Below are 22,987 nucleotides of genomic sequence, written 5' to 3'. Positions count from 1 at the left end.
GCGCTCCGGAGAACGGAGGAGAGCGACTACTTCTTGGCGCTGAGCTGCTCGATGATCGCCTTGGCGACGTCGTGCATGGTCAGCCGGCGGTCCATCGAGGCCTTCTGGATCCAGCGGAACGCCTCGGGCTCGGTGAGGCCCATCTTCTCGTTGAGCAGGCCCTTGGCACGGTCGACGAGCTTGCGGGTCTCGAACCGCTCCACGAGGTCCGCGACCTCGGCTTCGAGCGTGATGATCTGCTGGTGCCGCGAGAGGGCGATCTCGATCGCGGGGAGCAGGTCGTTCGGGGTGAAGGGCTTCACGACGTAGGCGAGCGCACCGGCCTCGGTCGCACGCTCGACGAGCTCCTTCTGGCTGAACGCCGTGAGGAGGACGACCGGCGCGATGTGGTTCTTCGACAGCTTCTCGGCTGCCGAGATGCCGTCGAGCTGGGGCATCTTGACGTCCATGATCACGAGGTCGGGGCGCAGGTCGGTGGCGAGCTGCACCGCGGTCTCACCGTCGCCGGCCTCGCCGACCACGTCGAACCCGTTGTCGCGGAGGATCTCGACGATGTCGAGGCGGATGAGCGACTCGTCCTCGGCGACGACGACGCGACGGGGTGCGGCTGCGGTTGCTTCTGTGTCACTCACGACGGAGAGCCTACTAGACGCTCGATCCGACGGCGGCAACCGGCCGGACGGACACCGCGATCGGCACCGGCCACGACGTGGACCGACCGACCCACGACAGGTCCCGGGGGTTCGTGTACGAGTGGCGGGACTCGAACCCGCACGCCAGAGGCAGAGCATTTTGAGTGCCCCGTGTCTACCATTCCACCACACTCGCGAGCGCAGCCAGCGTAGCAGCCACCAACACCGACGACCTGCCGCGGACGGAGCCCGACGGCGCGCGGTACGGTCGGAGGTCCGGCAGACCAGTCAGGGAGGAGCCCCGTGGACTCACGTGCCGTCCGCACGTTCCGAGCGTTCGTCATCGTCACCGCCGTCGTCGCGATCGTGGCCGGCATCGTCGCCGTGGTCTGGCCGCGGCCGACGCTCGTGCTGGTCGCGCTCCTGTTCGGCGTCTACTTCGTCGTCGCCGGCGCCATGCGCGTCTTCGCCGCCGCCCGTGGGCACGGCACGTCGCCCGTCTGGCGCTGGACGTCCGGCGTGGTCGGGGCACTCGTGGGCGTCGCGGGACTCGTGACGCTCATCGACCCCGCGGTGCCGCTCGTGGTGTACGCGGTCCTGGCCGGGGTCGCGTTCCTCGTCGAGGGCGTCGCGGCGCTCGTCGGGGCACTCGTCGGACATCCGGGCTCTTCTCGCGTGCCGTCCGTCGTGAGCGGCGTGCTGTCCCTGCTGTGCGGTGTCGCCGTGCTGCTGGCGCCGACGCTCGCGCTCGAGGTCTTCACCGTCCTGGCCGGCATCGCCCTCGTCGGGGTGGGGAGCGCAGCCCTGCTCCTCCTGCCCGCTCGGGCGGCCGCCCGCCGCTGAGCACGAGCCAGCACGAGCGAGGCGCCACGGGCCTCCCGGTCGTGGCGGTGGCGCTCAGGCAGCGCCGGTGCCGAAGAGCAGGCCGAGCGCGTACGTCACGGCGGCGGCCCCGAAGCCGATGCCGAGCTGTCGGAGCGCCCGACGGAGGGGCGACGCACCGCTCAGGACGCCGACCACGGCGCCCGTGCCGAGCAGGGCCAGGCCCACGAGGGCCGACGCCACCCCGATCGCGGCCCACCCGTCGAGGCCGACGAGGTAGGGCAGCACCGGGATGACCGCACCGGAGGCGAAGAAGCAGAAGCTGGAGAGCGCAGCGCCCGTGCCGGTACCGATCGCCTCGTGGTCGGCGGGCTCCTCCGCAGCCGGACGCGGCACCGCGGAACGGGAGCGGACGACGGGCACACCTCCGGTGGCCGGTCCGGACAGCAGGGCGGCGATGACCTCGTCGGCGTGCGCGGCGGCCTCGTCCTCGGACATCCCCCGTGCCCGGTAGACGAGCGCGAGCTCGTTCGCGTCCACGTCGAGGTCCGCCACGGCGCGCTGCGCCTCCGGGTGCGGCGTCGACGCGTCGAGCAACTCCCGCTGTGACCGGACCGACACGTACTCCCCTGCCCCCATCGACAGCGCACCGGCCAGGAGGCCCGCGATGCCGCTGAGCAGCACGAAGTGCCGATCCGCACCCGAAGCGCTCACCCCGATGATGAGGGCCAGGTTCGACACGAGCCCGTCGTTGGCGCCGAAGACGGCCGCGCGGAACGTCCCGGACAGACGCATCCGTCCGCGGTTCGCGAGTCCCCGGACGACCTCCCCGTGGATGCGCTCGTCGGCGGCCATCTGCGCGGTCGCGTCGGCGTCGTCGGCGTACGGCGAGCGGTCCTCGGCTCGCTGCATGAGGGCGAGGACGAACACCGACCCGAACCGCTTCGCCAACGCGGCGAGCACCCGCGTCCGCAGGCTGCCGGAGCGCGGACGGCCGACGTCGTCACCGAGCAGGTCTCGCCAGTGCTGCTCGTGACGGCCCTCCGCCTCGGCCAGGGCCACGAGGATGGCGCGCTCTTCGCCGGTGCGGCGGTCCGCCAGGTTCCGGTACACCGCGGCCTCGGCGCGTTCGTCGGCGAGGTACCGGCGCCACCGCTGGACGTCGGCGCGGGACCGCGACGCGGTGTCGGACCGGAGGCTCGGATCACCCATGTGACGCTCCTCGCGTGCTCGGGTCGGACGGGACGGCACCACGGTAGTCCGGCGTGGTCGAGGCGGACGCGGGTGGCGTGGCGGGACCGGTGTCGGGCCTCCGGGCCGGGGACGACGGAGGCCGCCACCCGTGACGGGTGACGGCCTCCGCCCGGCGTCGATCCCGCGGGACCGCGTCGGACGTGCTCAGTCGCGGACGTACGCCGGCGCGGCCTCGGCGTGTGCGTCCCCGACCCGGTGCACCCGGAGGTCGTTCGTCGACCCCTCGAGTCCGGGAGGCGATCCGGCCGTGACGATGACCCGGTCACCGGGGACGGCGAGGCCCTCGCCGATGAGGACGTCGTCGACCTGCGAGAACAGCTCGTCGGTGTGCGTCTTGCGGTCCACCAGGTACGACCGGACGCCCCACGTCATCGCCAGGCGACGACGGGTGGCCTCGTTCGGGGTGAACGCGATGATCGGCAGCCCGTGGCGGAGGCGCGACATGCGGCGTGCGGAGTCGCCGGACTCGGTGAACACGCAGAGGTACGACGCCTCGGTGAACTCGGCGATCTCGACGGCGGCCAGCGTGATCGCACCGCCGAGGGTGCGCGGCTTGGTGCCGAGCGGAGCGATGCGCTCGAGACCGTGGTCCTCGGTCGACTCGACGATCCGGGCCATCGTGCGGACGGTCTGCACCGGGTACTCGCCGACGCTCGTCTCACCGGAGAGCATCACCGCGTCGGCGCCGTCGAGCACCGCGTTGGCGACGTCGGAGGTCTCGGCGCGCGTGGGGATCGGCGACGAGATCATCGACTCGAGCATCTGGGTCGCGACGATGACCGGCTTCGCCATCCGGCGGGACAGCTCGACCGCGCGCTTCTGCACGATCGGGACCGCCTCGAGCGGCAGCTCGACGCCGAGGTCACCGCGCGCGACCATGATCGAGTCGAAGGCGTCGATGATCTCCTCGAGCGCGTCGACGGCCTGCGGCTTCTCGACCTTGGCGATCACGGGGAGGCGCTTGCCCTCCTCGTCCATGATCTCGTGGGCTCGGTCGACATCGGCTGCGTTGCGGACGAACGAGAGCGCGATGAGGTCCGCGCCCTGGCGGATCGCCCAACGGAGGTCGGCCTCGTCCTTCTCGCTCAGTGCGGGGACGTTCACCGCCACGCCCGGGAGGTTGATGCCCTTGTTGTTCGACACGGTGCCGGCGACGACGACCTCGGTGCGCACCCGCACGCCGTCGGTGTCGAGGACCCGGAGACGCACCCGGCCGTCGTCGATGAGCAGCGGGTCGCCCGGCTTGACGTCCTGCGGCAGGCCCTTGAAGGTCGTCCCGCAGATCTCCTTCGAGCCCGGGACGTCCTCGGTCGTGATCGTGAAGACGTCACCGACGGCCAGTTCGTGCGGGCCGTCGGCGAACTTGGCCAGGCGGATCTTCGGACCCTGCAGGTCGACGAGGATCGCGACCGGCTTGCCGAGCTCGTCGGCAGCACGGCGGACGTTCGCGTAGTTGGCCTCGTGCACGCTGTAGTCACCGTGGCTGAGGTTCAGGCGGGCCACGTCGACCCCGGCCTCGATGATCTCCTTGACGACCTCGTAGTCCGAGGTGGCAGGTCCGAGCGTCGAAACGATCTTTGCGCGTCTCAATGGATTCCTTCGTGTGGTGGAGGTGGCTTCGCGGAACGACGAGAGGCCACCAGCACCCTATCGAGTGCTGGTGGCCTCTCGTCTACGGGGAGGGGACCATCAGACCGAGATCGCCCGGTCCGTCGCCTTGACCGGAGCCGGCAGGATCGTCGACCCCTCGAGGTACTCGTCGACCTTCGCCGCGGCTGCACGGCCCTCGGCGATGGCCCAGACGATGAGGGACTGGCCACGACCGGCGTCACCGGCGACGAACACGCCCGGCTCGTTCGTCGTGTAGTCCGCCTGGCGGGACACGGCACCGGACACGGTGGTCGGCAGACCGAGCTGCGGCTCGAGCGTGTCGGTCTCCGGGCCCGTGAAGCCCATCGCGATGAGCACGAGGTCCGCCGGGATCTCCCGCTCGGTGCCGGCCTTCGGGACGCGGCGCCCGTCGACGTACTCGGTCTCGGCCACCCGGAGGGCGCGGACCTCGCCGGCCTCGTTCGGCAGGAACTCCACCGTGGTGGCGAGGTACTGCCGCTCGCCGCCCTCCTCGTGCGCGCTGGTGACCTCGAACACCGTGGCGAACATCGGCCACGGCTGGTCCGACGGACGCTCCAGCGGCGGCTGCTTGCCGATCGCCAGGTTCGTCACGCTCAGCGCACCCTGGCGGTGCGCGGTGCCGATGCAGTCGGCGCCCGTGTCACCGCCGCCGATGACGACGACGTGCTTGCCCTCGGCGCTGATCTGGTTGTCGACGACCGTGCCCGCGTTCGCCTTGTTCTGCTGGACCAGGTACTCCATGGCGAAGTGCACGCCGGACAGGTCGCGCCCCGGGATCGGGAGGTCGCGCGGCACCGTCGCGCCCGTGGCGACCACGACCGCGTCGTAGCGGGACTTGAGGTCGTCCCACGTGATGTCACGGCCGATCTCGACGCCGGCGCGGAAGCGGGTGCCCTCGGCCTGCATCTGGGCGAGACGGGCGTCGATCTGCCGCTTCTCCATCTTGAAGTCCGGGATGCCGTACCGGAGCAGCCCGCCGATGCGGTCGTCGCGCTCGTAGACGGCGACCGTGTGGCCGGCACGGGTGAGCTGCTGCGCAGCGGCCAACCCGGCGGGGCCGGAACCGACCACCGCGACGGTCTTGCCGGTGAGGCGCTCGGGCGGGTGCGGGGTGACCCACCCGTTCTGGTAGGCCTCGTCGATGATCGAGACCTCGACCTGCTTGATGGTCACCGGCGGCTGGTTGATGCCGAGCACGCACGAGGACTCGCACGGGGCCGGGCAGAGTCGACCCGTGAACTCCGGGAAGTTGTTCGTCGCGTGGAGCCGCTCGATCGCCTGACGGCCCTCGCCGCGCCACGTGAGGTCGTTCCACTCAGGGATGAGGTTGCCGAGCGGGCAGCCCTGGTGACAGAACGGCACGCCGCAGTCCATGCAGCGACCGGCCTGTCGCTTGAGCGCGCCCGACTCCTGCTGCTCGTAGACCTCTTTCCAGTCCATGAGCCGGACGGGGACCGGCCGGCGTGGCGGGAGTTCACGTTCCTGGACCTTGAGGAAGCCCTTCGGGTCAGCCACGGGTCACCTCCGTTCCTGCTGTCATCTGCTGCGTGGTCGTGCGGGGGGTCGTGATGCGCTGCTCAGCCACCGGTGACCTCCATGATGCGGTTCCACACGACGGTGCCGTCGGGGTCGAGACCCTCGTCGACGGCCTGCTTCCGGGTCTCGAGGACCGCTGCGTAGTCGCGCGGCAGCACCTTGACGAACTCGGAGAGGTCACCGGAGTCGAGCAGCCCGCTGGCGATGGTCGAGCCCGTCTCGTCGGCGTGGCGACGGAGCAGGTCCGTGACGATCTCGACGTCCGCGCTGTCGAGCGGCTCCAGCCGGAGCTCCCCGGATGCCAGGGCGTCGGTGTTGACGAGCTCGGTGCGGAGCCCGCGGACGTACGCCGTCCCGCCGGACATGCCCGCGCCGAGGTTCCGGCCGGTCTCACCGAGGATGAGTGCCAACCCACCGGTCATGTACTCGAGCGCGTGGTCGCCCACGCCCTCGACCACGGCCGTCGCACCGGAGTTCCGGACCAGGAAGCGCTCCCCCACGATGCCGCGGATGAACATGCTGCCCTGGGTGGCGCCGTAGCCGATGACGTTGCCGGCGATGACGTTCTCGGACGGGTCGAAGCCGACGTCGGAGGACGGACGCACGACGATGTCCCCACCGGACAGGCCCTTGCCGACGTAGTCGTTGCTGTCGCCGACGAGACGGAGGGTGATGCCCGCCGGCAGGAAGGCCCCGAGCGACTGGCCGGCCGACCCCCGCAGGGTGATGTCGATCGAACCGGTCGGCAGGCCGTTCTCGCCGTGCCGGAGGGTGACCTCGTGCCCGAGCATCGTGCCGACCGCACGCTCCGTGTTGCGGATCGGGAGGTCGAGCGCCAGCGTGCCGCCGTGTTCGAGCACGTCGGACGCCTCGGCGATGAGCCGCACGTCGAAGTGCTGCTCGAGCTCGTGGTCCTGCGCGCGGTGACGGATGCGCGGCTCGTCGTCGCCGAAGTCCGGGCCCCTGAGGACGGGCTCGAGGTCGAGCCCCGATGCCTTCCAGTGCTCGACGGCACGGTCGACGTCCAGGGCGTCGGCGCGACCGATGGCCTCGTCGAGGCTGCGGAAGCCGAGCTCGGCCAGCAGCTCGCGGACCTCCTGCGCGATGAACTCGAAGAAGTTCACGACGAACTCCGGCTTGCCGGAGAACCGTGCGCGCAGTTCCGGGTTCTGCGTGGCGACGCCGACCGGGCAGGTGTCCAGGTGGCACACGCGCATCATGATGCAGCCCTCGACGATGAGCGGCGCCGTCGCGAAGCCGTACTCCTCGGCACCGAGCAACGCGGCCACGACGACGTCGCGCCCGGTCTTCATCTGCCCGTCGACCTGCACCGTGACGCGGTCCCGCATGCCGTTGAGCATGAGGGTCTGCTGTGTCTCGGCGAGGCCGATCTCCCACGGCGTACCCGCGTGCTTGAGCGAGTTCAGCGGGCTGGCGCCGGTACCGCCGTCGTGGCCGGACACGAGCACGACGTCGGCCAGGGCCTTCGTCACCCCGGCCGCCACGGCGCCGATGCCGGACTGGCTGACGAGCTTGACGTGCACACGGGCCGAGGGGTTGGCGCGCTTGACGTCGAAGATCAGCTGCTTGAGGTCCTCGATCGAGTAGATGTCGTGGTGCGGCGGCGGTGAGATGAGACCGACGCCCGCCGTCGCGTGCCGCGTACGCGCCACCCACGGGTAGACCTTCTGCGGGGGCAGCTGACCGCCCTCACCGGGCTTCGCACCCTGGGCCATCTTCAGCTGGATGTCGGTGGCGTGCGTGAGGTACATGCTCGTCACACCGAACCGACCGGACGCGACCTGCTTGATCGCGCTGCGGCGCTCCGGGTCGAGCAACCGCTCGACGTCCTCGCCGCCCTCGCCGGTGTTCGACCGGCCGCCGAGACGGTTCATCGCGATCGCGAGGGTCTCGTGGGCCTCCTGCGAGATCGATCCGTAGGACATCGCGCCGGTGTTGAAGCGCTTCACGATCTCGGCGATCGACTCGACCTCGTCCAGCGGCACCGGTGGGCGCGCGCCGTGCCGGAAACCGAACAGACCGCGCAGCGTCATGAGCTGCTCGGACTGGTCGTCGACCGCCTTCGAGTACTCGCGGAACACGTCGTACCGTCGAGCGCGCGTCGCGTGCTGCAGGCGGAACACGGTGTCCGGGTTGAAGAGGTGCGGCGGCCCTTCGCGACGCCACTGGTACTCGCCGCCGGTCTGCAGTCGCTCGTGCGAGAGCACGGCACCGTCCTGCGGGTACGCCTGGGCGTGCCGCTCGGCGTTCTCGGCGGCGATGACGTCGACGCCGACGCCCCCGAGGATCGAACTCGTCCCGGTGAAGTACCGGTCGACGAACTCCTGGCTCAGTCCGACCGCCTCGAACGCCTGGGCGCCGGCGTAGCTGGACACCGTCGAGATGCCCATCTTCGACATGATCTTGAGCACGCCCTTGCCGAGCGCCTTGATGACGTTCCGGACCGCCTGCTCCGGGGTGATCCCGGTGATCATGCCGGAACGCACGAGGTTCTCGCACGTCTCCATGGCCAGGTACGGGTTGATCGCCGAGGCGCCGTACCCGATGAGGGTGGCGACGTGGTGGACCTCGCGGACGTCCCCGGCCTCGACGATCAGGCCGACCTTCATGCGCTGCTCGGTGCGGATGAGGTGGTGGTGCACGGCAGCGAGCAGCAGCAGGCTCGGGATCGGCGCGGACTCGGCGTTGCCGTCGCGGTCCGACAGGACGATGAACTGCTTGCCGGACTCGATGGCCGCGTCGACCTCGTCGCAGACGGCCTTGATCCGCTGCTCCATCGCCGTCTCGCCGGCGTCGACGCGGTACAGCCCGCGGATCGTCACCGTGAGGTGCCGGCCGGACGCCGTCTCGAAGTGCTGGATCTTGGCGAGCTCGTCGTTGTCGATCACCGGGAAGTCCAGCACGATCTGCTTCGCGTGCTCGGGACCGGCCGTGAGCAGGTTCCGCTCCGGGCCGAGCCCGAGGCCCATCGACGTGATGACCTGCTCGCGGATCGAGTCGAGCGGCGGGTTCGTCACCTGCGCGAACTGCTGGGTGAAGTAGTCGAACAGCAGGCGCGGGCGCTGCGACAGCACCGCGATCGGGGTGTCGGAACCCATCGCACCGAGGGGCTCGGCACCGGTCTGCGCCATCGGGCGGAGCAGGATCCGGACCTCTTCCTCGGTGTACCCGAACGCCCGCTGACGGCGGGTGACCGAGGCCGGCGTGTGCACGATGTGCTCGCGCTCCGGCAGGTCGTTCAGGTTGATCCGACCGGACTCGAGCCACTCTGCCCACGGACCCGAGGCGGCGAGCTCGCGCTTGACCTCGTCGTCCTCGATGATCCGGCCGTTCTCGGTGTCGACGAGGAACATCCGGCCGGGGCGCAGCCGACCCTTCCGGACGACCTTGGACGCCGGGACGTCGATGACACCGGTCTCGCTGCCCATCACGATGAGGCCGTCGTCCGTGACCAGGAAGCGTCCGGGGCGGAGGCCGTTGCGGTCGAGCGTCGCGCCGACGAGCGTGCCGTCGGTGAAGGTGATCGCAGCGGGGCCGTCCCACGGCTCCATGAGCATCGAGTGGTACTCGTAGAACGCCCGGAGTTCCGGGTCCATGTCGGTCTGGTTCTCCCAGGCCTCCGGCACCATCATCGACATCGCGTGCGGCAGCGACCGCCCGGTGAGGGTGAGGAGCTCGAGGACCTCGTCGAACGACGCCGAGTCGCTCGCACCCGGGCTGACGATCGGCAGCAGGGGTGCCATGTCTCCGAGCAGTTCGCTCTCGAGCTGCGACTGCCGAGCACGCATCCAGTTCCGGTTGCCGCGGACGGTGTTGATCTCGCCGTTGTGCGCGAGCGAGCGGAAGGGCTGCGCGAGCGGCCACGACGGGAAGGTGTTCGTCGAGTAGCGCGAGTGCACGATCGCCAGGCGCGACGCGAAGCGCTCGTCACTGAGGTCGGGGTAGAACGGCTCGAGCTGGAGCGTCGTCACCATGCCCTTGTAGACCATGGTGCGGCTCGACAGCGACATGAAGTAGAGCTCCGTGCCCTGCTCCGCACGCTTCCGGAGTCGGAACGCCTGACGGTCGAGCTGGATGCCGGACCGCGACGCACCCTGCTCGTCGTGGTGCGTCGACTGCACGAAGACCTGCTCGAACGCCGGCATCGCCGCACGGGCGAGCGTGCCGAGGACCTCGGGGCGCACCGGGACGTCGCGCCACCCGAGGACACGCAGGCCCTCGTCCGCCGCGAGCTCCTCGACCCTGGCCTTGACGGCGGCACGGGCGTCCGCGTCGAGCGGCAGGTATGCGGTGCCGACCGCGTACTGCCCGGCGTCGGGCAGGTCGAACGGGACGACGTCACGGAAGAAGGCGTCCGGGACCTGGCAGAGGATGCCGGCCCCGTCGCCGGTGCCCGCGTCGGACCCGACGGCACCGCGGTGCTCGAGGTTCCGGAGCGCGCCGAGTGCGGCGTCGACGATGTCGTGTCCCGGCGTGCCGCGGAGCGTCGCGACCATCGCGAGACCGCAGGCGTCCTTCTCGTTCGCCGGGTCGTACATGCCGGCGGCGTCGGGGATCGCCGAGAACCGTCGGTGCGGCGAGCGGAGCCCGGTCCGGGTCGACGAGTCCGTCGCGCCGTTCGGGACAGCAGAGGGCTGGGGTGGCAGGAGCGCCATGGGGAACCGTCCTCACGAGGAAGTGGAACAGGGACAGCGGTGGCCCGGTGGTGCGTTCCGCCCGAGCGGGCGGGACTGGTGCCCGTGCTCGCCGCCAGGAGGTGTCCTGGCGGCGTGCGAGGAGTGGGGTCCGCTTGTGGCGGACCGCAAGCGCGGTGTGGTGCTGCGTTCGGGAGAGGCTGGGGACCTCAGCGTCGGTCGGCGACTGTGGCGACCGGCTCCGGATCGGCGACACCGGTCGTGGTGTCGTGCTCCGAGTAGGTGTCGTCCGAGTCTACATCGGACTTCGAGCGGGGCTCGCGACCCGGCAGGTACGGGCTCGGCTCCTTGCCCACGTGTCGACGGGACTGCACCCAGAAGATGACGAGGCCGAGCAGGATCGCCGCGAACGACATCCAGACGTTCGTGCGGATGCCGGCGAAGGTCTCGCTCGTGTCCACGCGGATCGACTCGAGGACCGAACGGCCGATGCCGTACCAGACGAGGTACAACGCCATGACGCGGCCCCACTGCAGCCGGAACCGTCGGTCGATGAGCAGGATGAGCACCGCACCGACGACGTTCCAGATGATCTCGTACAGGAAGGTCGGGTGGAACAGGACGCCCTCCGGCAGGCCCACCGGGTACGCCGGGTTCGTCGCCTCGATCTGCAGACCCCACGGCAGGCTCGTCGGCATGCCGAACAGCTCGTGGTTGAAGTAGTTGCCGAGCCGCCCGGCGGCCTGGGCGAGCAGCACCCCCGGGGCGGCGGCGTCGATGAAGGCCGAGAACCGCAGGCCCGCCTGACGGCACCCGATCCAGGCACCGAGCGACCCGAGGATCAGCGCGCCGAAGATCGCGAGCCCGCCCTCCCAGACGTAGAGGAACGACAGCGGGTCGATCCCCGGTCCGAAGTAGTCGCTGGCGTGGGTGACGACGTGGAACAGTCGGCCACCGATGATGCCGGCCGGCACCGCCCAGATGGCGATGTCGATGATGATCCAGCGCTCGGCACCGCGGGCGTTCAGTCGGCTGTTCGTGAGCAGCACGCAGATGACGATCCCGACGAGGATGCAGATCGCGTACGCGTGGATCCGGAAGTCCAGCGGCAGCGTGAGACCGAACGCGCTCTGCAGCCAGGCGGACAGGTCGAAGTACTGCCACGCCGTGCTCGGGCTCGGGATGCTCAGGAGGGACATGTGGGTGCTGTCGCCTTTCACGGGGGCTGGGAGTCGCCGGTCCTGGTGGTGCCGGGGGCCGGTCGGCCCCGATCACTGTAGCGCGGGTCGGCGACGGTCAGCGTCGCACGGCGCCCGAAAACAGGTCGGCCGCGCGGTCCGCGACGCCGGAGACCCCGAGGTCCGCCAGCGCCCGGACGAAGGCCGACCCGATGATCGCCCCGTCCGCGTACTCGAGCACCTCGGCGACCTGGTCGGCGGTCGAGATGCCGAGCCCGACGCAGGTGCGCTCCACCCCGGCGTCGCGCAGTCGTGACACCACCGTGCGGGCGGCGCTGTCGACACCGGTCCGCGCACCGGTGACACCCATCGTCGAGACCGCGTACACGAAGCCGCGGCTCCGGTCCACAGCCTGCTTCATCCGGACGTCGGTGGACGACGGCGCCGCCAGGAACACCCGGTCGAGCCCGGTGCGTTCCGAGGCGTCGATCCACTGCTGGCCCTCGTCGGGGATGAGGTCGGGCGTGATGAGCCCGGCGGCACCGGCGGCGACGAGGTCGTCGGCGAACCGGTCCACGCCGTACCGCAGCACCGGGTTCCAGTAGGTCATCACGAGGACCGGGGTGTCGACACGCTCGGTGATCGCCTGCACGGCGTCGAAGACCTGGGCGACCTTGAAGCCGTTCGCCAGGCTCTCCTCAGCCGCCCGCTGGATGACGGGCCCGTCCATCACCGGGTCGGAGTACGGCAGCCCGAGCTCGATGACGTCCACGCCGTTCTCGGCGAGGGCGACGGCCGCGTCGACGCTCGTCTGCAGGTCGGGGTAACCGGCCGGGAGGTACCCGACGACGGCGCCGGCGCGTTCGGTGTTCGCGCGGTCGATGGTCGCCGCGACCGTGTTGATCGTGCTCACGACTGCACCGCCGTCTCGTCGAGGATGCCGAAGTACCGACTGGCCGAGGCCACGTCCTTGTCCCCGCGGCCGGACAGGTTCACGAGCACGACGCCGTCCGGCCCGAGCTCCTTGCCGAGCTTGATCGCGCCGGCCAGGGCATGCGACGACTCGATGGCCGGGATGATGCCCTCGGTGCGGCTCAGGAGACGGAAGGCCTCCATCGCCTCGGTGTCCGTGATCGGCTCGTACTCCGCCCGGCCGATGGAGGCCAGGTAGGCGTGCTCCGGGCCGACGCTCGGGTAGTCGAGGCCGGCGGAGATGCTGTGGCTCTCGATGGTCTGGCCGTCCTCGTCCTGCATGAGGTAGGACTTCGCACCCTGCAGCACGCCCTCCCGCCCGAGGGTGATGCTCGCCGCGTGCCGTCCGGTCTCGACGCCGTCGCCCCCGGCCTCGAATCCGTGCAGACGGACGGACTCGTCGTCGAGGAACGCCTCGAAGATGCCCATCGCGTTCGATCCGCCACCGACGCATGCGGCGACGGCGTCCGGCAGGCGCCCCACGCGGTCGAGCACCTGCTGGCGGGCTTCTTCCCCGATCACCTTGTGGAACTGCCGGACCATCTCCGGGAACGGGTGCGGACCGGCCACCGTCCCGAGCAGGTAGTGCGTCGAGTCGACGTTCGCGACCCAGTCGCGCAGGGCCTCGTTGATGGCGTCCTTGAGCGTGCGGGACCCCGTCTCGACGGGGATGACCTGCGCGCCGAGCAACCGCATCCGGGCGACGTTGAGCGCCTGACGCTCCGTGTCGACCGCGCCCATGTAGACCACGCAGTCCATGCCGAACAGCGCCGCGGCCGTCGCGGTGGCGACACCGTGCTGCCCCGCCCCGGTCTCCGCGATGAGGCGGGTCTTGCCGAGGCGACGGGCGACGAGCGCCTGCCCGAGCACGTTGTTGATCTTGTGCGAGCCGGTGTGGTTCAGGTCCTCGCGCTTGAGGATGACCCGGGCACCGCCGGCGTGCTTGGCGAAGCGCGGCACCTCGGTGATGATCGACGGCCGCCCGGTGTACTCACGGTGGAGCGTGTCGAGCTCGTCGCGGAAGGACTGGTCGGCCCAGGCCTCCCGGAAGGCGGACTCGAGCTCGTCGAGTGCCAGGACGAGCGACTCGGGGACGAACCGGCCCCCGAAGTCGCCGAAGTACGGGCCTTGCAGGTCACGGAGTGAGGTCACGGTGGTGCTCCCGGGAGGTGCCCGGCCCAGGGCCGGACGGGTGGTCAGCCGTCGATGAACGACGCGAGCGTGGCGGCGGGGTCGGCGCCGGTGACGAGCGCTTCCCCGACGAGGACGACGTCTGCCCCGGCGGACCGGTAGTGGGCGACGTCGGCAGGGGTCTTGACGGCGGACTCGGCGACGCGCACGACCCCGTCGGGGATGCGCTCGGCGAGGGAGCCGAAGAGGTCACGGTCGAGCGAGAAGTCGGTGAGGTCACGGGCGTTCACGCCGAGGATCCGGGCGCCGGCGTCGAGCCCGCGCGAGACCTCGTCCGCCGAGTGCGCCTCGACCAGCACGCGCATGCCGAGCTCCTCGGCGAGACCGTGGAGCTCGACGAGCGTCGGCTGGTCGAGCGCCGCGACGATGAGCAGGACGACGTCCGCACCCGCCGCGCGCGCTTCGACCACCTGGTACGGGTCGGCGATGAAGTCCTTGCGCAGCACGGGCACGGAGACCCGGGCCTTGACCGCTTCGAGGTCGGCGAGCGAGCCGAGGAACTTCCGGCCCTCGGTCAGGACGCTGATCGCCGAGGCGCCGCCGCGCTCGTAGTCGGCCGCCAGGGAGGCCGGGTCCTCGATGGGTGCCATCGACCCACGGGACGGGCTCGCACGCTTGACCTCGGCGAGGACCTTGACGCGGTCCCCCGGTGCGAGGAACTCCAGTGCGTCGAGCGGCGACGCGACCCGGTCGAGGTCGCGTTCGACGTCTGCGTACGGCCGGTCCAGACGGCGGGCCGCGGCGTCCTCGAGCGCGCCGGCCACCAGGCTCTCGAGCAGGTTCGGGACGGACGCAGCGGTCACGCGCTCACTCGCCGTGGTGCTTGGGGACGAACTTCGGGCCGTTGACGCCGTAGCCGGCCTTGCCCATGACGGCACCCACGACGAGGCCGATCACCACGACGGCGGCGGACGCCCACACACCCCAAGCCATGTCGAACCAGAAGAAGAGCGTCCCGGCGGCGAAGCCGATCAGCATGATGACGACGGCCGTCCAGGCCGCCGGCGAGTGGCCTTCGCCGAGTTCTGCGGGCTCAGTGTTGCTCACGGTGCTCCTCGTGGTCGATGGCGTCGCCGGTCGGACGGCGCTCCGACGATCCTACCGCGTCCGTGGTCCGGGCCCGCCCGTCGACGACGTCCGCGGCGGTCGGGTCGACACCGGCACTGAGGTCGTCCCAGTCGACGACGGCGTCGCGGACGACGGGCGTCCGCGCTCCGGTGCCGACGGGTGTCGGGCCGCCGTCCGGGTGCGTCGCGGTCACGTCGGTGGCGGACGCGCTGCCGGGCGTGGCGGCGTCACCGTACCTGCGGCTCGGCCCGGGCCACGACCGCTGCAGGAACAGGACCGCCACACCGAGCAGCGCCGCGAGCACGCCGCCGATGATCCCGACCACGGGCCAGACGCTGACGTCGACGCTCGTGACGACCTGGCGGACGGCGCCGATGTCGCTCACGCCGGCGACCGAGCCGACGGCGCTCCGCGCGGCGGCGACCGGGTCGGAGAGCGCGGCGGCGCCGGTCACCACGACCGCCACGCCGAGCAGGACCTGCACGACCGCGAGCACGACACGGACGACCCGGCCGGCGATGGTCAGGGCGAGGAAGAGCGCGAGGCTGGCGATCGCGACCGCGGTGTACTGCGGCACGACGGTCGCCCCGTCGGCGTCGACGGTCTTCACGACCGCCGCGCTGTGGTCGAGGTGCACGGTGAACCAGGTCTGCGTCCACGCGAGCATCACGAGGCCCGCGACGGCGAGCCCGATGACGACGACGAGCGGGCGGGAGCGCTTCACCGTGCGACCCCGGTCATCCGGTTCGCGGTCGCGACGGCTCGGAGCGGTGCCGCCGCCTTGTTGACGGACTCGAGGTGCTCGCTCGTCGGGTCGGAGTCCGCGACGAGTCCGGCGCCGGCCTGGACCCGGGCGACGCCGTCCTTGATCAGCGCGGTACGGATCGCGATCGCGACGTCGGCGTCCCCGGCGAAGTCGAAGTACCCGACCACGCCCGCGTAGGCCCCGCGCTTCGCGGGTTCCAACTCGTCGATGATCTGCAGCGCCCGCGGCTTCGGGGCGCCCGACAGCGTGCCGGCCGGGAAGGTCGCGCGGAACACGTCGATCGCCGATGCTCCCGGGCGGACGGCGCCCTCGACGCTCGACACCAGGTGCATGATGTGGCTGAACCGCTCGACCGTCATGAACTCGGTCACCGCGACGGTGCCCGGCTCGCACACCTTCTGGAGGTCGTTGCGTGCCAGGTCGACGAGCATGAGGTGCTCGGCCCGTTCCTTCGGGTCCTGCAGGAGTTCCTCGCCGAGTCGTACGTCCTCCTCCGTGGTGGCGCCACGAGGACGGGACCCGGCGATCGGGTGCGTCATCGCCCGGCCGTCCTGCACCTTGACCAGGGCCTCGGGCGAGGCACCGACGATCCAGAAGGCGCCGCCGTCCGTGCCCTCGAGGGACAGGAAGTACATGTACGGGCTCGGGTTGAGCGTCCGCAGGACCCGGTACACGTCGAGCGGGTCCGCCGTCACGTCGTGGTCGAACCGCTGCGAGATGACGACCTGGAAGACGTCGCCGTCGCGGATGTACCGCTTCGAGCGCTCGATCGCCGCGGCGTACTCCTCCGGCGTCGAGCGGGAGCGGGCCGTCGGCTCGGCGATGTCGAACGCCTCGGCGACCGTGGCGATGCTCGGCTGCACGAGGTCGGCCTGCATCCGGTCGAGCCGGGCCTGGGCGTCCGTCCAGAGCGTGTCGGCGTCGTCGGTGCCGTCGTTGAGCACGCTCGCGACGAGGAGCACCAGCCCGGTGCGGTGGTCGAGCGCGGCGAGCTCGGAGACGAAGGACAGCGCCTGCCCCGGCACCTCGAAGTCGGCCGGCGGCGCGGCGGGGAGGTGCTCGAGCTGCCGGACTGCCTCCCAGCCGATGAACCCGACGGTGCCGCCGACGAGCGGCGGGGTGCCCGGCACGCGGGGTGTGGCCCACCGTTCGTGCAGGCGGGCGAGGACGTCGAGCGGAGCGCCCTCGAGCGACCCGACGGCACGCTCGACCGACAGCCCGGTGTCGATCCACGCCGCCCGGTCACCCTCCTGCGTCAGGACACCGAAGCTGCGGACACCGACGAAGGACCAGCGCGACCACAGCCCGCCCTGCCCGGCGGACTCGAGCAGGAACGACCCGGCTCGTCCGTCCGCGAGCTTGCGGTAGACACCGACGGGCGTCTCGCTGTCCGCGAAGAGCGCGCGGACGACGGGGAGCACCCGGTGACCGGCGCCGATCCGGTCGTCGAAGTCGGCGCGGACGGTGGTGCGGGGCGCGTCGCTCACCGGTCCGCTCCCGAGGCCGGGTCGGCCGGGTCCTCCGGCGCCGAGGCGGTCACCGGGTCGAGCGGGTCCACGTCGAAGCACCGGTGCGCGCCGGTGTGGCAGGCGGCCCCCACCTGGTGCACCGTGACGAGCAGCGTGTCGTCGTCGCAGTCGAGGGCGGCGCCCCGCACGTACTGCGCGTGTCCCGACGTGTCGCCCTTGCGCCAGTACTCGCGCCGGGACCGCGACCAGAAGGTCACCCGGCCCTCGGTCAGGGTGCGGCGGAGGGCCTCCCGGTCCATGTAGCCGAGCATGAGGACGTCCTTCGACGATTCCTCCTGCACGATGGCGGGGAGCAGTCCGTCCGCACCGAAGCGCGCGCGGTCGAGGACCGCTTCGGTGCTGGTGCTGGTGCTGTCGGTCATGAGACCACCAGCCTACGGCCCGGCGCGGTGCGCATCCGGCGCACCGCCCGTCCGTCGCCCGTGCGGCCGGGAGGCCCGCCCCGCTCGGTCGCGTCGGCTCAGCGGACGACGTGATTGGTGGCGCGCAGCGCGTCCTTGACGTCGCCGACGGTCATCTCGCCGCGGTGGAACACGCTCGCCGCGAGGACGGCGTCGGCTCCCGCGTCGATGGCCGGGGCGAAGTGCTCGACACGGCCCGCGCCTCCCGAGGCGATCACGGGTACCGAGGACACCGCGCGGACCGCGGTGACGAGCTCGAGGTCGAACCCGTTCTTCGTGCCGTCCGCATCGATGGAGTTGACGAGCAGCTCCCCCGCGCCGCGCTCGACCGCGTCCCGCGCCCAGGCGATCGCGTCGATGTCGGTCTCGGTGCGTCCACCGTGCGTGGTGACGACGAAGCCGGACGCCGTCCTGGGCGACCGCTTCACGTCGAGCGACAGCACGACCGCCTGCGAACCGAACCGGTCGGCGATCTCGGTGACGAGTTCCGGGCGGGCGATGGCGGCGCTGTTGACGCCGATCTTGTCGGCACCGCACTGCTGCAGGCGCGAGACGTCGTCGACGCTCCGGACCCCGCCCCCGACGGTGAGCGGGATGAAGACCTGCTCGGCGGTGCGGGTCACGGTGTCCCACATCGTCGCCCGGTTCTCGACCGTGGCGCCGACGTCGAGGAAGGTCAACTCGTCGGCGCCCTGCTCGTAGTACCGGGCGGCGAGTTCGACCGGGTCGCCGGCGTCCTGCAGGTCGAGGAAGTTGACGCCCTTGACGACGCGGCCGCCGGAGACGTCGAGGCACGGGATGACACGGACGGACACGCCGCCGAGGGCGGTCGCGACGGGCGCGTCGGTCACAGGCGTGCGGCGTGGATCGGGCTGACGAGGATGGCCCGCGCGCCGAGGTCGTAGAGCGCGTCCATGATGAGGTTCGCGTCCTCGCGCGGGATCATCACGCGGACGGCGGACCAGTCGCGGTCGTGCAGCGGTGAGACGGTCGGCGACTCGATGCCCGAGGCGATCGCCGTCGCCTGTTCGAGCAGCGCGGACGGGATGTCGTAGTCGAGCATGACGTACCCGCGGGCGACGAGGACGCCCTGCAGGCGACGACGGAGCACGTCGATCCCGGCGATCGTCTCGTCGGTGGTGATGAGGAGCGCGGTCGACTCGAGGATGACCGGGCCGAAGATCTCGAGTCCCGCGGCGCGGAGGGTGCTGCCGGTCGACACCACGTCCGCGACGGCGTCCGCGACACCAAGCCGGACCGCGCTCTCGACCGCGCCGTCGAGCTTCACGAGCGTGGCGGAGACGCCGTGCTGCGCGAGGAACTCCCCGACCAGGCCGGGGTAGCTGGTCGCGACCCGGACGCCCTCGAGGTCCTGCAGGCTGGCGTAGCGGCCGGGGGTGCCGGCGAAGCGGAACGTCGAGTCGGCGAACCCGAGCGCGTCGACCTCGTGCGCGGCCGACCCGGAGTCGAGCAGCAGGTCGCGGCCGGTGATCCCGACGTCGAGCGCGCCGGAGCCGACGTAGGTGGCGATGTCGCGCGGCCGGAGGAAGAAGAACTCCACCCCGTTGCGCTCGTCGAGCAGGTGCAGCGCCTTCGGGTCACGGCGACCGGCGTACCCGGCCTCCCGCAGCATCTCGGAGGCGGTCTCGGACAGGGAGCCCTTGTTGGGCACGGCGATGCGGAGCATCAGGTCTGCTTCCTGGAGGAGGGTCAGTGGGTCTGCGACGCGCTGGACCAGCGCTCCCTACAGATGTCGCCAGATGTCCGCCGGGGTGAGGCCCTTCGCGATCATGAGCACCTGCAGGTGGTACAGGAGCTGCGAGATCTCCTCCGAGGTGCGCTCGTCGCCCTCGTACTCGGCCGCCATCCAGACCTCGGCGGCCTCTTCCACGATCTTCTTGCCGATCTGGTGCACGCCGGCATCCAGTTCGGCGACGGTGCCGGAGCCGTCCGGGCGCGTCCGCGCCTTCTCGGTCAGTTCCGCGAACAGGTCGTCGAACGTCTTCACGCTCTCAGGTTACCGGTCCGCGAGGGCACGCTGCGCCGCCGAACGGAGATCGGCGATCCGTGCTGCCGGTTCCCCGCCGTAGACCGCGGACCCGGCCACCAGGGTGTCGGCACCGCTCCGGACGGCCTCGGGCACGGTGTCGACCGCGATGCCGCCGTCCACCTCGAGCCAGACGTCGAGCCCGGAGGCGTCGACCGCGCCCCGGGCGTCGGCGAGCTTCGGCATCACCTCGGACATGAACGCCTGGCCGCCGAACCCGGGCTCGACGGTCATGAGCAGGATCATGTCGTAGGCGTCGAGGTGGTGCAGGACCTGCGTGATCGGCGTGCCGGGCTTCACGGCGACGGCCGCGCGGGCCCCGTTCGACCGGATCGCGGCCGCGGTGGCCACCGGGTCGGTCGCGGCCTCGAAGTGGAACGTCACGCTGGACGCCCCGGTCTCCGCGTACTTCGGGGCCTCGGTGTCGGCATCGGTGATCATCAGGTGGACGTCGAGCGGCACCGGCGAGACCTGCTGCAGGCGCTGCACGATCGGCAGGCCGAGGGTCAGGTTCGGGACGAAGTGGTTGTCCATGACGTCGACGTGCACCATGTCGGCGGTCCCGATGCGCTGCAGTTCGCGCTCGAGGTTCGCGAAGTCGGCGGACAGGATGCTCGGCGAGATGCGGATCGTCACCCGTCGAGCCTACCGGCCGCGGTTCACGCCGTTCGGCGGACGAGTGCGATGAACATCGCGTCGGTGCCGATGCGGTGCGGCCACAGCTGCACCGTCCGGCCGTCGGCGACCTGCGGGTCCCGTGCGGCCACCGACCGGACCACGGACGCCGTGTCGAGCTGCTCGAGTTCGTGGCCGTGTCGACGCATCAGGGCGTCGACCTGGCCGCGCGTCTCCGCCAGGTGCGGGGAACACGTCACGTACGCCAGGGTGCCGCCCGGGGCGAGGACGCGGACCGCGGCCTCGAGCAGTTCCTCCTGCAGGGCGGCGAGTTCGGCGACGTCCTCGGGCTGCTTCCGCCAACGCGCCTCGGGACGACGACGGAGGGCGCCGAGTCCTGTGCACGGGGCGTCGAGGAGGATGCGGTCGAACGTGACGCCGGAGCCGTCCTGGCCGTACCGGCGGCCGTCGCCTTCGACCACCGTGACGGTGTCGCGGAAGTCGCGGAGGGCCTCCCGGACGAGCCCCACCCGGGCCGGGACGAGCTCGTTCGCGACGAGGGTCGCACCGGCCTGCGCGGCCTCGGCCGCGAGGAGCGCCGCCTTGCCGCCCGGACCGGCGCAGAGGTCGAGCCACCGCTCACCCGGTCGGACGTCCGATGAGCGGGAGAGCGCGAGGGCGGCGAGCTGCGAGCCCTCGTCCTGCACGCGGAGCCGGCCGGCGGCGACGCCGGGGACGCGCGCCGGGTCACCGGTGACCCCACGGATGCCGATCGGTGAGACGGGCAGGTCGTCGCCGGCGACGGAGGTGGAGCCGACGGTGGGCTCGGCACCGTCCGCAGGGTCGGTGCCGTCCGCGGGGTCGGTGCCGTCCGCGGTCGCGTCCTCCGCGCCGGGAGGCCCGTCCGCACCCGACGGGTCGTCGGACGTCGTCCGCGCGGTCGCCGCCGCCACGTCGTCCTCGGTGGCGAGCCCGGGCAGCGCGGCGAGCTGCACGCGGGGTGCCTCGTCGTCGGCCGCGAGGAGCGCCACGAGTTCGTCGCGGGAGCGCTCCGCGGCGAGGGCGTCCCGGAGCGCGGACACGACCCACACCGGGTGCGACCAGCGCGTCGCCAGGAGGGCGTCTCCGCCGAGCCCGGCCGTGACCAGGCCGTCCCACTCCTCCGGGGTCTTCGCCGCGACCTTCCGCATCACGGCGTTGACGAAACCGGTGGCACGGGCGACGCCGACCTCGCGCGCGAGTTCGACCGTGGCGGACACCGCCGCGTGGGTGGGCGTCCGCATCGCGAGCAGCTGGTGGACGCCGAGGCGCATCACGTCGAGCACGTCGGCCTCGATGAGGTCCGCGCGCCGTCCGGAGGCGACCGCGACGACCGCGTCGTACCGCCCGATCATCCGGATGGTGCCGTAGGTCAGCTCGGTCGCGAAGCCGGCGTCGCGGGCGCTGAGCCCCGCGCGGCGGATGCGCGTGGGCAGGAGGAGGTTGGCGTAGGCGTCGTCGACCTGCACGGCGCGGAGCACGTCGAACGCGACCCGTCGGGCACTCACCTGGCGCGGTGCCTGCGGGCGGCCACCGGCGCGACGTCCGCCGCCGCCCGGTCCGCCGCTGCGCTGGCCGGAGTCCCGTCGGCCGGCGTCACGCCGACCGCCGGTGCGACCGCCGCCATCGCCCTGCTGGCCCCGAGACCGTGGCTGTTCCGCGCTCATGCGAGCACCTTCCCGTCGAGCGGTCCGAGCCCTCGGGCCCAGGCCGCGGCGTCCATCGCCTTCTTGCCGGCCGGCTGCACCTCGCGGAGGACCAGCGGCTCGTCCGCCGTCCCCACCAGGAGCGTGCCGCCGTCGAGCCGGAGCGCACCGGGCGCGAGGGCCGGGGCGTCGTCCCCCGGGCCTCCCGGTCGGGACCGCTCGGCCCGCAGCAGCTTGACCCGCGTGTCGCCGAGGTGTGTGAACGCTCCCGGTTCCGGGGTGACGCCCCGGAGGCGCGCGTGCACGGCCGCGGCCGGTGCGGCGAAGTCGACGCGGCCGTCCTCGAGCGTCAACTTCGGCGCGGTGGTCGGCTCGCCGACCTGTTCGGTGGCGACCGCGGTGCCGGCGGCGATGTCGTCGACGACCCGTGCGACGAGTCCGGCGCCGCTCTCGGCCATCGCGGCGAGCACGTCGCCGGAGGTCGCCGCCGGGTCGATGGCGAAGGGCTCGGAGGTGAACACGGGACCGGCGTCCAGGGCCTCGACGAGCTGGAACACCGTGGCGGCCGTGGTCGTCGCACCGGCCATCACTGCGCGCTGCACCGGAGCGGCACCGCGGAGGGCGGGCAGGTCGGAGAAGTGCAGGTTCACCCAACCGAGTCTGGGCGCGTCGAGGGCCGGCCGACGGAGCAGTGCGCCGTAGGCGACGATCACGCCGAGGTCGACGCCGAGGTCCGCGATGCGAGCCGTGACCGCGTCGTCGACACGAGCGGCCTCGATCACCGGGAGCCCGAGCTCGGCGGCGACCTGCGCGACCGGGGTGGGTGTCAGCACGCGCTTCCGGCCCTGCGGCGTCGGCGGACGGGTCAGGACCGCCGCGATCTCGTGGTCGGACGCCGCGAGGCGGCGGAGGGTGGGGACCGCAGCAGCGGGGCTGCCGGCGACGACGAGACGCATGGGCTCCAGTCTCCCACGGCGCGGCTCCTGGACGGACGCTGAGGCCAC

General features: G+C 71.8%; 20 protein-coding genes and 1 tRNA gene. 1 reads left to right on the top strand and 20 read right to left on the bottom strand.

Annotated elements, in window-relative coordinates:
• Positions 1 to 26 precede the first annotated feature (26 nt).
• Together DEI83_RS05250 and DEI83_RS05245 are read right to left on the bottom strand one after the other, a co-directional pair.
• Positions 27 to 632: an ANTAR domain-containing response regulator gene (locus DEI83_RS05250; RefSeq protein ID WP_111080739.1), complete on the bottom strand. Its 606-nt coding sequence runs from the start codon at positions 630 to 632 to the stop codon at positions 27 to 29.
• Between the two features lie 116 nt (positions 633 to 748).
• A tRNA-Leu gene (locus DEI83_RS05245) sits at positions 749 to 828 on the bottom strand.
• 107 nt (positions 829 to 935) lie between these two features.
• Between DEI83_RS05245 and DEI83_RS05240 the strand changes: the two genes are divergently transcribed.
• Positions 936 to 1,475: an HdeD family acid-resistance protein gene (locus DEI83_RS05240; RefSeq protein WP_111080738.1), complete on the top strand. Its 540-nt coding sequence runs from the start codon at positions 936 to 938 to the stop codon at positions 1,473 to 1,475.
• Positions 1,476 to 1,529: 54 nt separating this feature from the next.
• Here DEI83_RS05240 and DEI83_RS05235 read toward each other — a convergent pair whose 3' ends face one another.
• The 18 genes from DEI83_RS05235 to DEI83_RS05150 all read right to left on the bottom strand — a co-directional run bounded on the left by DEI83_RS05235 (position 1,530) and on the right by DEI83_RS05150 (position 22,939).
• Complete coding sequence (locus DEI83_RS05235; protein WP_111080737.1) at positions 1,530 to 2,666, bottom strand: VIT1/CCC1 transporter family protein; 1,137 nt, start codon at positions 2,664 to 2,666, stop codon at positions 1,530 to 1,532.
• A 186-nt stretch (positions 2,667 to 2,852) separates the two neighbouring features.
• On the bottom strand, positions 2,853 to 4,298 hold the full coding sequence (gene pyk / locus DEI83_RS05230) for a pyruvate kinase (RefSeq protein WP_111080736.1): 1,446 nt from the start codon (positions 4,296 to 4,298) through the stop codon (positions 2,853 to 2,855).
• 99 nt (positions 4,299 to 4,397) lie between these two features.
• Positions 4,398 to 5,855, bottom strand: a complete 1,458-nt coding sequence (locus DEI83_RS05225; RefSeq protein WP_111080735.1) for a glutamate synthase subunit beta — start codon at positions 5,853 to 5,855, stop codon at positions 4,398 to 4,400.
• A 62-nt stretch (positions 5,856 to 5,917) separates the two neighbouring features.
• Positions 5,918 to 10,435 (bottom strand): glutamate synthase large subunit, encoded by a 4,518-nt coding sequence (gene gltB, locus DEI83_RS05220; RefSeq protein WP_111080875.1) that lies wholly within the window; start codon positions 10,433 to 10,435, stop codon positions 5,918 to 5,920.
• A gap of 305 nt (positions 10,436 to 10,740) precedes the next feature.
• On the bottom strand, positions 10,741 to 11,730 hold the full coding sequence (lgt, locus tag DEI83_RS05215; RefSeq protein WP_111080734.1) for a prolipoprotein diacylglyceryl transferase: 990 nt from the start codon (positions 11,728 to 11,730) through the stop codon (positions 10,741 to 10,743).
• 97 nt (positions 11,731 to 11,827) lie between these two features.
• Entirely contained in the window at positions 11,828 to 12,613 is a 786-nt protein-coding gene (gene trpA, locus DEI83_RS05210; RefSeq protein ID WP_375334651.1) for a tryptophan synthase subunit alpha, read from the bottom strand.
• A 5-nt stretch (positions 12,614 to 12,618) separates the two neighbouring features.
• A complete protein-coding gene (gene trpB, locus DEI83_RS05205; protein ID WP_111080732.1) occupies positions 12,619 to 13,833 on the bottom strand; it encodes a tryptophan synthase subunit beta in 1,215 nt (404 codons plus the stop codon).
• Between the two features lie 44 nt (positions 13,834 to 13,877).
• Entirely contained in the window at positions 13,878 to 14,651 is a 774-nt protein-coding gene (gene trpC, locus DEI83_RS05200; protein ID WP_111080874.1) for an indole-3-glycerol phosphate synthase TrpC, read from the bottom strand.
• A gap of 28 nt (positions 14,652 to 14,679) precedes the next feature.
• A complete protein-coding gene (locus DEI83_RS05195; RefSeq protein WP_110825049.1) occupies positions 14,680 to 14,919 on the bottom strand; it encodes a DUF6704 family protein in 240 nt (79 codons plus the stop codon).
• Positions 14,906 to 15,664 (bottom strand): Trp biosynthesis-associated membrane protein, encoded by a 759-nt coding sequence (locus DEI83_RS05190; RefSeq protein WP_111080731.1) that lies wholly within the window; start codon positions 15,662 to 15,664, stop codon positions 14,906 to 14,908. Before DEI83_RS05190 ends, DEI83_RS05195 begins: the two co-directional genes overlap by 14 nt.
• Entirely contained in the window at positions 15,661 to 17,193 is a 1,533-nt protein-coding gene (locus tag DEI83_RS05185; RefSeq protein WP_111080730.1) for an anthranilate synthase component I, read from the bottom strand. The genes DEI83_RS05190 and DEI83_RS05185 overlap by 4 nt, the downstream gene beginning before the upstream one ends.
• Positions 17,190 to 17,597 (bottom strand): phosphoribosyl-AMP cyclohydrolase, encoded by a 408-nt coding sequence (gene hisI / locus DEI83_RS05180; protein ID WP_111080729.1) that lies wholly within the window; start codon positions 17,595 to 17,597, stop codon positions 17,190 to 17,192. The genes DEI83_RS05185 and hisI overlap by 4 nt, the downstream gene beginning before the upstream one ends.
• 98 nt (positions 17,598 to 17,695) lie before the next feature.
• Positions 17,696 to 18,487 (bottom strand): imidazole glycerol phosphate synthase subunit HisF, encoded by a 792-nt coding sequence (hisF, locus tag DEI83_RS05175; protein ID WP_258371069.1) that lies wholly within the window; start codon positions 18,485 to 18,487, stop codon positions 17,696 to 17,698.
• Positions 18,484 to 19,323 carry an ATP phosphoribosyltransferase gene (gene hisG, locus DEI83_RS05170; protein ID WP_111080728.1) on the bottom strand — a complete coding sequence of 280 codons (840 nt, stop codon included), beginning with the start codon at positions 19,321 to 19,323 and terminating at the stop codon, positions 18,484 to 18,486. The genes hisF and hisG overlap by 4 nt, the downstream gene beginning before the upstream one ends.
• Positions 19,324 to 19,380: 57 nt before the next feature.
• The gene (locus DEI83_RS05165) at positions 19,381 to 19,644 is read right to left on the bottom strand and encodes a phosphoribosyl-ATP diphosphatase (protein WP_111080727.1); all 264 of its coding nucleotides are present in this window, start codon (positions 19,642 to 19,644) and stop codon (positions 19,381 to 19,383) included.
• 9 nt (positions 19,645 to 19,653) lie between these two features.
• The gene (gene rpe, locus DEI83_RS05160) at positions 19,654 to 20,319 is read right to left on the bottom strand and encodes a ribulose-phosphate 3-epimerase (RefSeq protein ID WP_111080726.1); all 666 of its coding nucleotides are present in this window, start codon (positions 20,317 to 20,319) and stop codon (positions 19,654 to 19,656) included.
• 23 nt (positions 20,320 to 20,342) lie between these two features.
• Entirely contained in the window at positions 20,343 to 22,004 is a 1,662-nt protein-coding gene (locus DEI83_RS05155) for an RsmB/NOP family class I SAM-dependent RNA methyltransferase (RefSeq protein ID WP_111080725.1), read from the bottom strand.
• Entirely contained in the window at positions 22,001 to 22,939 is a 939-nt protein-coding gene (locus DEI83_RS05150) for a methionyl-tRNA formyltransferase (protein WP_111080724.1), read from the bottom strand. The genes DEI83_RS05155 and DEI83_RS05150 overlap by 4 nt, the downstream gene beginning before the upstream one ends.
• Positions 22,940 to 22,987: the final 48 nt, after the last annotated feature.

This window comes from Curtobacterium sp. MCBD17_021 (genome assembly GCF_003234525.1).
In the GTDB taxonomy this organism is placed as follows: Bacteria; Actinomycetota; Actinomycetes; order Actinomycetales; family Microbacteriaceae; genus Curtobacterium.
This window is presented reverse-complemented; position numbering and strand designations above follow the sequence as displayed.

Excerpts from the sequence above, each read along its gene's own strand:
- DEI83_RS05235 (WP_111080737.1), bottom strand. The coding sequence starts at position 2,666 with ATGGGTGATCCGAGCCTCCGGTCCGACACCGCGTCGCGGTCCCGCGCC.
- gltB (WP_111080875.1), bottom strand. The coding sequence starts at position 10,435 with ATGTACGACCCGGCGAACGAGAAGGACGCCTGCGGTCTCGCGATGGTC.
- lgt (WP_111080734.1), bottom strand. The coding sequence starts at position 11,730 with ATGTCCCTCCTGAGCATCCCGAGCCCGAGCACGGCGTGGCAGTACTTC.
- hisI (WP_111080729.1), bottom strand. The coding sequence starts at position 17,597 with ATGACCGACAGCACCAGCACCAGCACCGAAGCGGTCCTCGACCGCGCG.
- hisG (WP_111080728.1), bottom strand. The coding sequence starts at position 19,323 with ATGCTCCGCATCGCCGTGCCCAACAAGGGCTCCCTGTCCGAGACCGCC.
- DEI83_RS05155 (WP_111080725.1), bottom strand. The coding sequence starts at position 22,004 with ATGAGCGCGGAACAGCCACGGTCTCGGGGCCAGCAGGGCGATGGCGGC.
- DEI83_RS05150 (WP_111080724.1), bottom strand. The coding sequence starts at position 22,939 with ATGCGTCTCGTCGTCGCCGGCAGCCCCGCTGCTGCGGTCCCCACCCTC.